Genomic DNA, 13,012 nt, shown 5'->3' with positions numbered 1-13,012 from the left:
AGCCCGGCTGTCTTCACGGATGGAAGTTCCACTGGCCGCAATCCTGGGCCAGCACGTCGTTGACGTCGACGCGGATGCCGCCGACGACCGGTCCCGGATTCGATGCGGTGTCGATGATGCGCTGGTACAGAACTGCGGCGGGGTAGATCTGACCACCGGACCAGGACCGGGTCTGCCAGGCCCATACGCGGCCCGGCGAACGCGACCTTCCGATGACCCCATCTGCCGCGGCCCATTGGCACGCCTTGATGCCCCCGTAGATTCCGGTCCGCTGCACTCCGATCACCGAATTGATTCCGCGAAACCACGGCAGCACAACGGTGTTCCACGCCTCGCGGTCGATGTCGTCGTCGACGCTGAAGAAGATCGGCGCGCTCTGGCCACCACCGGCGGCGCTGTGCAGCTGCCAACCGGTGCGAGCGTCGGCGACGCCACCGGCGTACCCGCGGGTGAAGTCCGACGGCGCTGTCCCGCCCGGCTTGCCGTATTGGTAGTTGCTGACAATCACCAAACCGGAGGAGCTCAGCGACTTCGCGTAGGGCAGGGTGATCGGTTTGGCACCGAAGGACGAGCCGGGCCGCGAGGTCGAGACGTAGTTGATCACCCCGGCATGGCCGGCAGCTCTGATGTCTTGTGCCGGGATCTGGCGCATGGCGTAGTCGATCAGCGTGGGAGCGGCAGCCGCCGCCGAGGGTGCGCGGGCACCCGTCACAGCGCTGAGCCCGGCCAATGCCGAGGCAGCCGTGGCGCAGCGCAGTGCGTCACGCCGGGATATTCGCACCGAGCGATGTTAACAATGTGGCGGATGTGGTTACGGTGATCTTTGGGGTCGATGTCGGTTCGATGCCGCACCGTTACCCGCCGCGACCTGTCACCGGGATCGGCGACTTCGGTGACCTCGTACTCGGCAGGAGGCCAGGAACCGCCGTTCACATCGGCGGCAGGGTGAAATAACGTCTTAATCAGTGTCCTCTACCTCCGAGATTGGATGGCTGCATGACCGTGACCGGTGAGCGTCCCGAGATCCTCGTCGAGGACGTCGATTTCAACCGACGGGATCATCCAGAGAGGCCGTTGCGGCCCATCCCGCCAGGTCGTGACCACTTCGCCGACCAGTGGCGTCACATGCGCGAGTTCATGTTCGGGACCTGGATCGACATCGACAAAGAGGTCGAACCCAACGACATCACGCGTATGCGGGACGACTACTTCTGGCAGGCCGACGAGCACATGGTCGGTGCGGTCGATGCGTTCGAGCGCCTCGGCTATGAGCAGGGCCGGGCGCTGTTCGAGCAGGCCCTGACCCAGGGCATTGAAACGCTGGAGGATCCCCCGCAGGAGTTTGTCGATCTCTTCGACCATTTGGATCGGCTGGCCAGCCAGTTCGATCTCGTCGCCGCCGAACGGGGTCGGATGCTGGCGATGTCGAGCACCAGGGCGGCCACCACCATCATCCAGGGGTGGGCGTTCTACGAGACCGCGATGACCGGCGACATCTCCGCGGCCACCGGTGCCACCGGTCGTTTCGCGGACGACGGCCCGCGCCGCTTCATCGAGACGGCTCGGGTGTTCGCTCAGTTCACGTTGCCGGACATCTTCGATCGGCGCTCGGTTGCGTTCCAGGATGTCGTGCGGGTGCCGGTTGATGCACGCACTGGTAAGTCGAGGGTTGCGGCGCAAGTGGGGTGACGACGTCTACCTCAAGTTCGGGGAGCCCATTCCTGTGACGTCGCTGCTCGGCTTCGGCAGCGGAATGCTGCTCGGCCGCCTCGTCGACCATGCGTTCGGGCGCAAGCTGACCCGGCAGCAGCTCGAGGATCTCGCTGAATACTCGTCGTACAACGGGCGACTGTGGGGCGCGCCCGAGCGCCTCCACTCCGCCAACGGTGTGGAGTTGATCAAATCGTTGAACTACGTCCTGGCCAGGGGTGGCAATCCGTCGCCATGGCGGGCCGAACTCGTCGACGCCATTGCGGGTCCCTCCCACATCGAGACGCTGACGGAGACTCTTCCCGACTGGGCCAGGAAGTTGGTGGCCCGCTACGCCAACCAGATCACGGCGACCATTGCGCTCGCCCCCGCCGGCGTGGTGTTCGGATACCAACAGATCGAGGCCATGATCGTCGGCACGCTGTTCGAGCCGCTGGGCTACAACTTCCAGCGCCGGGTGCGGATCTTCGAGAGCTTCACCCGGCTCAACGTCGGTATCGCGATGGTGGCCGACAGTTTGCCGTGGTCTAATCCCGGCCGAGAGCGCAGGAACGCGAGCGGCGCGCCGGCGCGCGCGCGTATCGACATGCTGGACAAGATTGCCCGCGGTCAGCAGATCCCGCTGACCTACACCCACCACGACCGTTCGACATCAGGCGAGGGTTTCACCGGCTGAATCCCTACGTATCCCGCTGCGCGGCCAACCAGTTGTGCACGAGACGAAACGCCCTAATTGAGGTTGAACGTCGTCGTCTCTGCGACAGACCGTCGTTCGACTGGCGGCAGCGGATCACCGACGGCCTGTAGCCCGAGCCGAATCAACGCCTGCGGGTGGGCCTCGCCGTCGAAGGCCTCACACGTCAGCGCCAGGCGGTTCCGGGTGTCTCTCAGCGGCTCGGTCAGCGGGCACGTGGCGAGCCCGAGGGTGGCCGCCGACAACGTCAGGTAACTGAGAGCCTCGCCGGCACGAAGCCGCATCACGTCGGTGTCGGTGTCAGTCCCCAGCACGAGCATTACGCCGTCGTCACCCGGGTGCTCCGGTGCTCCGTCCCCGTAGCGCAGTGCGAACTCGGCGTCACCGATCCTGGTCCATCTGACGGTCGGCACCACCGCCAGCTGGACACCGAAGCGTTCCGCGCGGATCACGAGCAATTCGAGCGTGCCGCCGGGAAGCGAGCCGGTGTACGGCCGCCGGTCGGCCCGGCGGCGCGCGATGGCGCCGGCCAGCTCCAGGCTGCCGTCACCCGGTGGCTGCTCGGCGAGTTCGATCGCCGCCAGCACATCGTCGTCGGGGAACCGACGGATCCGGCTCGACCATCCGGCGGCGGCGAGCCCGACCGCGCAGTGGTGCAGCACGGCGCCGCAGCTCAGGACCACATCGCGGCGGTCGGCGTCGGTGTCACCGAGGCGACGGGTCCAGTCGGCGAACAGCTGCACGCCGCGGTGGTCGACGTGCCACCGCCACGGCTGTGCGTTGCGCACCGACGGGGCGTGCGCCGCGAGGTCCAGCACACGCTCCAGCACCGGGGCATCAGGGAACGTCGTGGCCATTCCCCTCACCTCCACCCGATGCCAGTGACTGCCGATACGGCGCCATTCTAGGAGCATCGCGGGCGGTGGACCGCAGGCAAAGCCGTAGGAGACCGCGACGCCAGGCGACCGAACACGCAGTTGACAGCCCGCGGGCCCGTCACCGTGCGGTCACCCGGCAGGCGTCACGTCCGCACCGGAGCCCTTGACCGAGGCCTTCGCACGCTTCTCGGCCCTTACCGCCCTCTTGCCGCGCACGAACCCGGTCGCCGAAACCGTTGCCGCCAGCAGCGCAGTCTCGCCGTTGACCAACGGATGGAAGCCGACGCCCGCTCCACCGCGGCCCTTCACCGGGATGTCGGCCACTTCGGTGACCTTCCAGCCCTTTTCGGAGATCGACAGAATGGCCTCGCCGTTCTCACACGTGAGGGGCAAAGCGGCGATCACAGCGTCCTCTGGGTCGCCCGCCACCAGCTTCACCCCGGCCACACCGTTGCCTGCCGCGCCCTGCGGATTGACGGCGGCGGGGTCGATCCGCAGCACCTTCCCGCGCCGCGTCACCAACGCCAGATGGTGGCCGTCGGTTAGTACCCCGGAACGCACCAGCCCGGTGATGTCCGGCGCCACCGGGATGTCGCGGATCTTGTAGGGCAGGCCGCTGCCGGTCGTGAACTTCACCCGGCCGTCGGTCCACACCGCCCACCCCAGACCCGAGGTCAGCAGGTCGCCGTGGCTGTCGGAGAACACACCGCGGTCATCCAAACGCCAGGAGGCGTTGACCTTTCGCTCGCGGGCGCCGTCCTCATCGGCACCGGACGTCACCGGGGTCGCGTCGAAGTCCAGCACGGTGCGACGGTCGAATTCGGCGCCTTTGAACAGTTTCGCGGTCTCAACAAGCTCCTTGTCGATCACCACCCGGCGCGCGTCAGGATTCGAAACCAATTCTGTGAGCTCGAGAAACTCGGCGTCGAGCTTCTCCGCTTCGGCCCGCAGCTCGATGACGTCGAGCTTCGTCAGCCGCCGCAGTTGCAGCGCCAGAACGTAATCGGCTTGTTCGGTGTCGATCGCGAAGCGGTCCTGCAGGCCCTGGCGGGCCTCGTCGACGGTGTCGGAGCTCCGAATGACCGCGACGGCAGCATCAATGTCAAGATGGATGGTCATCAAGCCGGCCACCAGATGCCGTCGCGCGGCGACCTTGTCCAGTCGGTACTCGCTGCGGCGCAACACCACTGAATCGCGCAGATGCAGGAACGCGGCGATCAGTTCGCGCACCGACCACCACCGCGGAACCCGGTCCTCATCGAGGGCGACCAGGCTGGCGGCGAACGTCGACTCGAGCGGGGTCAGGGCGAGCAGCTGGTCGCGGATGGTCTCGGCGCTGTGGCCGCGTTTTGCGGTGACCACGATGCGCAGCCCGTTGCGACGGTCGGTGAGATCGGACATGTCGGCCACGCCCGACAGCTCACCGGATTCGACCAGAGCCCGGATGCGCTCCTGCACAGTGTTACTCGCGACACCGGGCGGAAGTTCGGTGATCACGACATTCTTCCCGTCGACGGACACCGTGCCGCGGACCGTGAACAGGCCCCGGCCGGTGGTGATGTACTCCCGCAGGCCGGCCGTGCCGACCACGGTGGCCCCGCAGCCCCAGTCGGGACCGGGAATGAGTTTGAGCAACCGGTCGTCGGTCATGTTCGGGGTCTTCAGCAGCGCCCGACAGGCCGCCATGACCTCGCGCGGATTGTGTGCCGGTACCTTGGTGGCCCACCCCTCGGCGATGCCGACCGCGCCATTGCAGAGCAGCACCGGCCACTGGGCGGGCAGCACCGTCGGCTCGATCCATTCACCGTCGAACGTCGAGACCATCGGCACGGCGTGATCGTTGAGTTCGGCGGTCAGTGCCGCACCGGGTGCCGACAGCCGCATCTCGGTGTAGCGATCGGCGGCGGGTATGTCACCTTGGATGCGCGGGAATGCGCCTTGTCCGTCAATCACTTTCACGCGCTGGAAGTCGGCGGCCATCAGTGCCGCGGCTCCGTACATCGACGCGCCGCCGTGCGGGTGCAGGTTGCCGGTGACGGCCGAGCAGACCTTCGAGGACTTCTGCGGTTTGTTTCCTGGCAGCAATCGGGACTCGTGCATCTGGTAGAGCAGGCGCCGCTGCCCGGGCTTGAGCCCGTCGAACGCGGACGGGATGGCGCGATCGCTGACGCTGTAGAGCGCGAAGGTCAGCTGGTAGTGGTTCCAGTAGTCATCGGCGCTCTGGTCGAGCACCAGGTCGGGGTTCTGCTCCGGAACGTCCAGGGTGGCGGTCACAAATACTTCTTCCTACGTCAGGTCGAGCGCTGCGGTGTCGACGCGGGCGGCGACATCCGCCATCCACGTGCGCCGGCCCTCCGGCGGCCCACCGAACAGCGTGTGGTGCAACTTCGCTTCGCCGTCGTCGAGATGCACCCGAATCACGGTGCGCCGCTGCGGGTCCAGCACGGTGTTCCAGAAGTCGTCGGCGTCCATCTCACCGAGACCCTTGTTCCGCTGCACCTCCACCTTGCGTTTCGAGGTGGCCTTCATCTGGGCGACCGCGGCATCGCGCTCGGACTCATCCTGGCAGTAGATCCGCTGTTGGCCGTCCTTGACCACGAACAGCGGCGGCAACGTCACGTAGACCATGCCCGCCTCGACGAGTGGCCGGTAGAAGTCCAGGAACATCGAGATGAGACTGGAGTTGATATTGCCCCCGTCGGGGTCGGCGTCGGAGGCGAACAAGATCCGGTCGTACCGGCACGACTCCGGATCGCAGTTGTCACGGACCCCGCAGCCCAGGATGCGTTCGATCGAATCGAACTCGTCCTTGACCCGCGCCTTGCTCACGGTGAACCCGAAGACGTTGGGCGGCTTCCCTTTCAGCGGGAAGGCCGCCTGGAAGGTGGCGTCGCGAGCTGCCTTGATGGTGCCCAGCGCTGAGTCACCCTCGCATAGGAACAACTCGGCGCCCGAGCCGCGTCCGGTCTCCCGACTGGGCAGCAGCTTCGGTGGCAGCGACAGGTTGGTCCCCAGGCCCTTGGCTTTCGACGCCGCCCGGGATCGGGCCTTGGCGCCCTCGGCGCTGCGGCGTGCCCTCGCGGCCTCCAGCGCGAGCTTGGTCCACAGCGACACCGTGTCCGCGTTGCCGGGGTTGGCGGCCCAGATGGTGACGCTGCGCGCCACGTCCGGGGCCATCGCCACGTTCAGTGAGCGCGAGGACACCGCGGTTTTGGCCTGCGAGTCCCACGCCACATCGGGTGCCCGGGTGTCCACGGCAAGCGCTGTCACCGCGGCGAAATCCTGTGCCTCCGGGCCGTCTTCGCCTTTGGCCAGGCCCAGGTCGCGGATGCGCGAGGCGCGGTCGGCCAGGGCTTCGGACAATCCCTTCACCGCGGCGGTCAGATGAGATCCGCCACCGGGAGTGCGCACGGTATTGCAGAACGCGGCGACGGTGGCCGGTTCGGCGGGGCCGGCGGTCAGGGACCAACGGAACGGGGTCGGGCCGCGACCGGTGGTGTACTCACCACGGCCCTCCACCACTGCGCGCACGCCGGGCACAGGGGTGCCGGCCGCGGTGCACATGAGGTCCAGGAGGGTATCGGTGCCCCACGGGCCGCTGAACGGCTCGAGCAACTCGGGCCGGACGTCGTCGCCGGGCCAGCCTTCGTCGATGACGATCAGGTGCACCCCGGGTGACATCCGCGAAGCGGCGTGCGCCCGCAGCAGCACCTCGTTGATGTCCACGGTGGAATCCGGCACCACGGCCGCGTCGAACAGGATCCGCACCGTGGTGCCGTGGGCATCCGGCTTGCGGTTGCCGGTGCCGCGCAGCTTCTGCGTGTCGTTCCGGGTGAAGGGTGCATTTGCGTCGAACCCCCGGCCCCCAGCGCCGTCGAACACCCCGGGGTAGCCCCCGCCGAAACTCTGCACGTAGGTCTTCCCGGCCCGGCGCACGGTCACGTCGGTGCGCGCGGAGATGAACACCGCAGCCGCGGCGCCGATTCCGTTCAGGCCGGCGCCGGTGCTCGCAGCGTCGGAGTGGGCGGAGAACTTGCCGCCCGCTCGTGCGGTCCCCAGCGTTTTGACGATGCCGTTCTTCCCGTTCACCGGATCGGAGTCGACGGGCAGGCCGCGGCCGTCGTCGGCGACGCTGACCGATCCGTCGGCGTGCAGGGTGATCGTCACGCATGACCCACCGTGACTGGGATCGGCGACCTCTTCGATCGCGTTGTCCACGATCTCGCGCAGGGCGGTGTTGAGCACGTCCAGACCCAGGTTCACCGCCGGCCGCAGGCGTGTGTGCTGGACATCGTCGAGCTCGGTGATGTCGGCGGCGGTGTAACTCACTGCTCGTCCTTTCCATCAAGGGCCGGGTAGGGAGGACCGAAACGCGCTGGCCATGACGGTGGTCCGACTCGGCATACCCGGGGTGTCGCAGAAATGGTAGTCGGCCGGCCAGACATCTTTGCGCAGCCTCGGCGGTGTGACAGGCGCCTGTCGCCCAAGAGTCAACTCCTCGACGAGGGGGCATCGAATAAGACGGCCATCGGTCGGGGCGGACGACACCTGCACGGCTGAACGAAGCTCTCGGCGCCCGGTTTCGGAGAGGCCCCTCATTCCGGGCGGCAACGCCGCTGCTCCCCACCACTATTCCCGCCGGGCCGGCCACCTTCACTATATGGCGGGAAAGGGGGCTTGCGGCAAGACCCCTGTCACCGTGCACACTCGTGCGGCTGAAAGATCCGAGAGGGGAATCGTTGTGCCGCAGACACCGAAACCGTTCGAGGTGCACGAGTCAGGTGCATTCCTGCACGGCACCAGAGCAGACCTGTCTACGGGCGATCTGCTGGTACCCGGTCGCCTGTCGAACTACGAGTCGGGGCGCGTCATGAACCATGTGTACCTGACCAAGACGTTGGACGCCGCCGCGTGGGGAGCCGAGATGGCCCGCGGCGACGGACGTGGCCGCATCTTCATCGTGGAACCGCAAGGTCCCGTAGAGGACGACCCGAATGTGACCGACAAGAAGCTGCCCGGCAATCCGACCTACTCCTATCGGACCGGGGAACCCGTGCTGATCGTCGGCGAGATCGCCGACTGGATCGGGCACACCGACCAGCAGCTCCACGCCATGCGCGCCCGACTGGCCGACCTCAAACGCCGAGGCCTGGACATCATCTACGACTGATCCCGCCGTCGCCACCGGAAAGACTGTGTCAGAATCGTTTTCGACAGTGGGCCGTCGCGAAAGGAGCGGCCGGCCGGCGAGCCTCGTCGAATGGCATCCGCACCCGGTGAGGAGACGTTGCCGGGGGTGAGGGTGTTGACTCGCACGCCGCGCGTCCCGGCTTCGGCAGCCAGACCTGTGGTGTACGTGGCCAAGGCCGCTTTGGCGCTGGCGTAGTGCAACATCGTCGACGGTGGACTCAACGTCGCGGCCGAGGACACGTTGATGATCGAGCCGCGGGTGTACAGCGCGGGTAGCAGTGCGGCATTGAGCCGGACGGCGGCCAGGAAGTTGATGTGGACGCGCTGGCCCGCAAGCGGGCGCTGCCACTGTTCGGCTGACCGGTCGTCAGTGCGCCGTCAGATCTTGCCGCCCGGAAACATCGTCTTGACGGCCTGAGTGATGTTCGCGCGGGCGGCGGCGTCGCCGGTCGGGTCCAGGGAACTGATCGCCATGACATAGCGGCGGTCGGGTCCGATCGCACCGGTGGACACGTGCAGCTGGTTGCCACCGTTCCAGCAGCAGAACCAGCCCTGCTTGACCGCAACCGGCTCGGCGTAGAGCCCGTCGGGGATGCCGAACCGCTGCGGGTACCCGTCGTTTCCCGTGGGTGTGGATTGCGCGAGGTTGCCGATGATGATGTCGGCCTGCTCGGGTGGCAGCCCGCCGGCGCCGTCCAACAGCATGTCGTAGTAGCGGACGAGATCGGTTGCGGTGCTTTGGGTGACGTCCCAGTGTCCGTTGTAGGGTGCCGTCGTCCCCGCCAAGCCATAGCGCGCCTTCACGCGGGCGATGACGGCATTGCCGCCGCTGCGATCCCAGAACGTCTGCGCGGCGCTGTCGTCGGAGGAACGCAGCATCATGTCGAGTGACTGGCGGTCGGCAGCGGAGAGTTCCGTCTTGCCCTCCACCTCCTGAAGCAGCAGGTCGTCGGCGATGAACAGCTTCACCACGGACGCGATCGGGAAGGGCCTGTTGGCCCCGTTGGAGACGATCTGGCCGGTGTTGCGGTCCAGCACCACGGTTTCGATATCGGCCCCAGAGGCGGCCGCGTCGGCGGTGGCTTGCCGGACGCGGGCATCGAGGCCGTCGAAAGGCGCCGCCGGCGGGGCGGGTGGGGCTTCGGGTAACGCCGGAAGCGAGGCCTGCGGGGCGACGACCGACGCCGGCGGGGTGTTCTCAGCGGCCGGCGGCGTACCCCACACCGGTGCCGCACATCCGTTCACCAGCAGCGCCACGCAGACGATCGCCATTGGCGTCGTGGCCCGGTTCGGCGGGTGCCAACGCATGAGTCTCCTTCGAGCAGATCCTGGACCAGGGGAGCGGGGTCGACGCTCCGCCCGCCGGTCACCCCAGCCTAAACCGATGGCTCAGACGGTGTAAGGGGACGCGGAGCATCAGCCAGCGGTCGTATTCAAACCTGGCCAAGTCTCGGTGCTCGACAGCGCACTTGCTGTCGACGCGAGACCCGAATCCCCACGGCGGCTGAGCGGCCGAAAGTGCAAGGCGGTTCTCACGGCAGCACGATTCGTAGCCGCTCCCACCCTCTGACCGTCGACGTGGGTGCGGGTTGGATGCTGTCGTAATCGATGTCCCATTCGGGGAAACGGTTGAGGAGTTCGTCGAGCGCCACGCGGCCTTCCAAGCGCGCCAGGTTGGCGCCGAGGCAATAGTGCAGGCCCTTGCCGAAGGTCAGGTGTGCCTTGTTGTCACGATGGATGTCGAATGTGTCGGGATTGTCGTAACGCGCCGGGTCGCGATTGGCCGCACCGAACAGCAGCAGCATGGCGCTGCCCGCGGGGACCGTCGTGCCGTACGCCTCGAAGTCCCTCAGGATGTAGCGGGCCACGTGTGGACCGGTCGGTTCGTAACGAAGTGTCTCGTCGACGGCGCGGTCCAACAACGTGCGTTCCTCGACGATCTGGCGACGCTGTTCGGGGTGTTCGGCCAGCACCTTGGCCAGCCAGCCAATGAGTCGGCCTGTGGTTTCGTTGCCCGCGCCAGCGACGACCTGGGTGTAGTGCAGCACCTCCTTGCGGGCGAGCTTGCGAGTCACCCCGTGTTCGTCCTCGAACTCCACGTTGAGCAGTGCGGTCATCAGATCATCCGACGGATTCTGCGAGCGCCACTCGACATAGTCGGCAAACATCCGGCCATCGGCGATCGCGTCGGCATCCGAGACCTTCATCGGGGAGCCGGGTTTCGTCCGTAGATTGGCATCCTGCTTATCGCGGTATGCGATCTGATCCGATTCGGGAATACCCAACAGCATGCCGATCACCCGCATCGGCATCATCGAGGCCAGCTCGGCGACGATGTCGAACCCGTCAGAGCCGACCAGCGGATCGAGGCACCGCACGCAGTAGGCCCGGATCTGATCCTCGATCTCCGCCATGCGGCGCGGTGTGAAGACGCGTGCCATCAGTCCGCGCAGCATGGAGTGCATGGGCGGATCCTGGAACATCATCACCCCCGCCGGCATGTCGAAGTCCGACTTGATCAGTTCGAGGATGTCGCTTCGGCTGTTGGAGAACGTCTTCCAGTTCGACAGGGCCGGCTCGACGTCGGAGTAGCGGGACAGCGCCCAGAAGTCGTAGCGTTCGTTGTAGTAGATCGGTGCCTCATCACGCAGCCTCGCGTATATCGGCCACGGATTGGCCGAGATGGTGAGGTCGTAGGGGTCGTAGTACACGTCGGTGTCATTCGCGGTGGTCATGATCGGTCCTATTTCAAGAGGCTTCCGGCGTCTACCGGAAGCGTGATGCCGGTGATGTAGCGAGATTCGTCCGAGGCCAAGAACAACACGGCGTTGCTGATGTCGGCCGGCTCCACCCACGGGATCGGCAGAAAGTGGAAGGACTGGCAGATCGGCGCGAGGTCGTCAGGTCCCGGGTTCTCCAGGTCGGGCCGGAACAGCCGATAGGTGGGTTCGTTCATCAACAACGGGCTGTTCACGTGCGTGGGGTGGATCGTATTGACGCGGATCGATTCGGCGCCCAGTTCGACTGCGAATGTCCGCATCAGACCGACCACGCCGTGTTTGGCGGCCACGTAGTGACCGACGTGGGGGTAGGCCTTGAGGCCGCCGACCGAGCTGGTGATGATGATCGAACCACCGCGACCGCCTGACTTCAGTTGCGGGACAGCGGCCTTCACGGTCTTCCAAACCCCGCCGAGGTTGACGCCGATCGTTTCCTCCCAGCTGGCCTCCTCCATCTTGTGAAGCTTGACCCCGGTGGTGCCGATGCCGGCGTTGGCGACGACGATGTCGAGGCGCCCGAGCTCCTCGACGCCGGCGTCCACTGCGGCCTTGAGTGCCGCGTAGTCGCGCACGTCGACCTGTGCAGTGACGACCCGGCGGCCGAGGTTCTTGATCATGTCGGCGGTTTCCGCGAGATCATCCGGGGTCGCCGCCGGCGCGGGTGAGTCCTCGAAGCCCCGACAGATGTCGACCGCGATGATATCGGCGCCTTCCTGCGCGAGGCGGACGGCGTGACTTCGACCCTGCCCACGTGCAGCACCCGTGATGAAGGCAACCCTGCCTTCGACTCTTCCGGTCATTCGTGGCTCGCTTTCACTGCGGTTATGGCCCATTCGTCGTTCGAGGGATCTGCTCTGCGGAGCACGTTGGCTGCATGGCGCATCAAGGCGGCGTCGACGAGCTTTCCGTCGCGGCCCATGGCTCCGATTCCATCGGCCTCGGCGCTGCGATAGTCGGCCACGATGGCGCGGGCCTCGGCGAGTTCATCGGCTGTCGGGGTGAAGACTCGATTCGCCACGGGCACCTGTTCGGGGTGGATTGCCCACTTGCCGTCGAAGCCGAGCAGGCTCGCGTGCGTCGCGGCCCGCCGGTAGCCGTCCTCGTCCTGATAGCCCGGGTAGGGCGCGTCGATGGCAGCGACGCCTGCGGCTCGGGCTGCGGCCAGCACCTGTAGTCGGACGGCGTGCCAGTAGTCGCCCGGATAGTCACCGACCGGCTGGAAGTTGCCGTCGACGCGGGACCGCAGCGAGGCAGACAGATCGCCTGCACCGAATATGATTGCTTCGAGCCTCGGGCTCGAACGCGCGATCTCTTGCGCGTTCAGCAGCCCCTCGGCTTCCTCGATCAGGGCCTCGAGCGCGATGGGATGAGCCAGCCCCAATTGCTCCTCCAGTTGGGTGAGCAGCACATCGACCCACCAAACCTCACGCGCTGTAAGAACTTTCGGAACAATGATCACGTCTAGTGCGTCGCGCGCTGCGGTCACGACCTCAACGATGTCCCCGTAGCACCATTTGGTATCCAGCCCATTGATCCGGATGGCACGAATGGTGTTGCCCCAATCGAGCTGCGTCAGCGCTGCGATCGCGGTGGTGCGAGCCGACTCCTTCGCAGCAGGCGCGCACGCGTCCTCGAGGTCGAGGAAAACTAGGTCGGCTCCCGCGCGTGCCGCTACCTCACACATGTGCTCGTTGCTCGCGGGAGTCGCGAGTTCGCTGCGTCGGAGGAGATGTCGGGTGGGCTTGCGCATAGATACTCCG

Annotated in this window: 10 protein-coding genes and 1 pseudogene; 2 read left to right on the top strand and 9 right to left on the bottom strand. The window is 66.5% G+C overall.

Going from position 1 to position 13,012, the window contains the following annotated elements; genetic code table 11:
• Positions 1–13: 13 nt before the first annotated feature.
• Entirely contained in the window at positions 14–781 is a 768-nt protein-coding gene (locus tag H7I57_RS28340) for a DUF1906 domain-containing protein (protein ID WP_264027776.1), read from the bottom strand.
• Positions 782–996: 215 nt separating this feature from the next.
• On the opposite strand from H7I57_RS28340, the pseudogene H7I57_RS28335 reads away from it, so the two are divergent.
• Positions 997–2,386: pseudogene (locus tag H7I57_RS28335) on the top strand (oxygenase MpaB family protein).
• 53 nt (positions 2,387–2,439) lie between these two features.
• On the opposite strand, the gene H7I57_RS28330 reads toward H7I57_RS28335, so the two are convergent.
• The 3 genes from H7I57_RS28330 to H7I57_RS28320 all read right to left on the bottom strand — a co-directional run bounded on the left by H7I57_RS28330 (position 2,440) and on the right by H7I57_RS28320 (position 7,611).
• Complete coding sequence (locus H7I57_RS28330) at positions 2,440–3,261, bottom strand: nitroreductase (RefSeq protein ID WP_264027775.1); 822 nt, start codon at positions 3,259–3,261, stop codon at positions 2,440–2,442.
• A 150-nt stretch (positions 3,262–3,411) separates the two neighbouring features.
• Positions 3,412–5,556, bottom strand: a complete 2,145-nt coding sequence (locus H7I57_RS28325) for a DNA gyrase subunit A (protein ID WP_264027772.1) — start codon at positions 5,554–5,556, stop codon at positions 3,412–3,414.
• A 12-nt stretch (positions 5,557–5,568) separates the two neighbouring features.
• Positions 5,569–7,611, bottom strand: a complete 2,043-nt coding sequence (locus tag H7I57_RS28320) for a toprim domain-containing protein (protein ID WP_264027770.1) — start codon at positions 7,609–7,611, stop codon at positions 5,569–5,571.
• Positions 7,612–8,023: 412 nt separating this feature from the next.
• On the opposite strand from H7I57_RS28320, the gene arr reads away from it, so the two are divergent.
• On the top strand, positions 8,024–8,452 hold the full coding sequence (gene arr / locus H7I57_RS28315) for an NAD(+)--rifampin ADP-ribosyltransferase (RefSeq protein ID WP_264027769.1): 429 nt from the start codon (positions 8,024–8,026) through the stop codon (positions 8,450–8,452).
• Here the strand turns inward: arr and H7I57_RS28310 are convergent.
• The 5 genes from H7I57_RS28310 to H7I57_RS28290 all read right to left on the bottom strand — a co-directional run bounded on the left by H7I57_RS28310 (position 8,443) and on the right by H7I57_RS28290 (position 13,002).
• Positions 8,443–8,739, bottom strand: a complete 297-nt coding sequence (locus tag H7I57_RS28310) for an SDR family NAD(P)-dependent oxidoreductase (protein WP_264027827.1) — start codon at positions 8,737–8,739, stop codon at positions 8,443–8,445. The two genes, arr and H7I57_RS28310, sit on opposite strands and share 10 nt — an antisense overlap.
• A gap of 111 nt (positions 8,740–8,850) precedes the next feature.
• Positions 8,851–9,780, bottom strand: coding sequence for a serine hydrolase (locus tag H7I57_RS28305; protein WP_264027768.1), 930 nt, complete (start codon positions 9,778–9,780; stop codon positions 8,851–8,853).
• A gap of 224 nt (positions 9,781–10,004) precedes the next feature.
• Positions 10,005–11,207 carry a cytochrome P450 gene (locus H7I57_RS28300; protein WP_264027766.1) on the bottom strand — a complete coding sequence of 401 codons (1,203 nt, stop codon included), beginning with the start codon at positions 11,205–11,207 and terminating at the stop codon, positions 10,005–10,007.
• A gap of 8 nt (positions 11,208–11,215) precedes the next feature.
• The gene (locus tag H7I57_RS28295) at positions 11,216–12,052 is read right to left on the bottom strand and encodes a mycofactocin-coupled SDR family oxidoreductase (protein ID WP_264027764.1); all 837 of its coding nucleotides are present in this window, start codon (positions 12,050–12,052) and stop codon (positions 11,216–11,218) included.
• Complete coding sequence (locus tag H7I57_RS28290) at positions 12,049–13,002, bottom strand: HpcH/HpaI aldolase/citrate lyase family protein (protein ID WP_264027763.1); 954 nt, start codon at positions 13,000–13,002, stop codon at positions 12,049–12,051. The genes H7I57_RS28295 and H7I57_RS28290 overlap by 4 nt, the downstream gene beginning before the upstream one ends.
• Positions 13,003–13,012: the final 10 nt, after the last annotated feature.

Origin of the sequence: Mycolicibacterium pyrenivorans, from assembly GCF_025821625.1 — a bacterium.
GTDB classification, from domain to species: Bacteria; Actinomycetota; Actinomycetes; order Mycobacteriales; family Mycobacteriaceae; genus Mycobacterium; species Mycobacterium pyrenivorans.
Note: the sequence above shows the minus strand (reverse complement) of the source record. Positions and strands in the feature narration are given on the sequence as shown.

Coding starts and splice junctions, on each gene's coding strand:
- H7I57_RS28330 (WP_264027775.1), bottom strand. CDS start 3,261: ATGGCCACGACGTTCCCTGATGCCCCGGTGCTGGAGCGTGTGCTGGAC.
- H7I57_RS28305 (WP_264027768.1), bottom strand. CDS start 9,780: ATGCGTTGGCACCCGCCGAACCGGGCCACGACGCCAATGGCGATCGTC.
- H7I57_RS28300 (WP_264027766.1), bottom strand. CDS start 11,207: ATGACCACCGCGAATGACACCGACGTGTACTACGACCCCTACGACCTC.
- H7I57_RS28295 (WP_264027764.1), bottom strand. CDS start 12,052: ATGACCGGAAGAGTCGAAGGCAGGGTTGCCTTCATCACGGGTGCTGCA.
- H7I57_RS28290 (WP_264027763.1), bottom strand. CDS start 13,002: ATGCGCAAGCCCACCCGACATCTCCTCCGACGCAGCGAACTCGCGACT.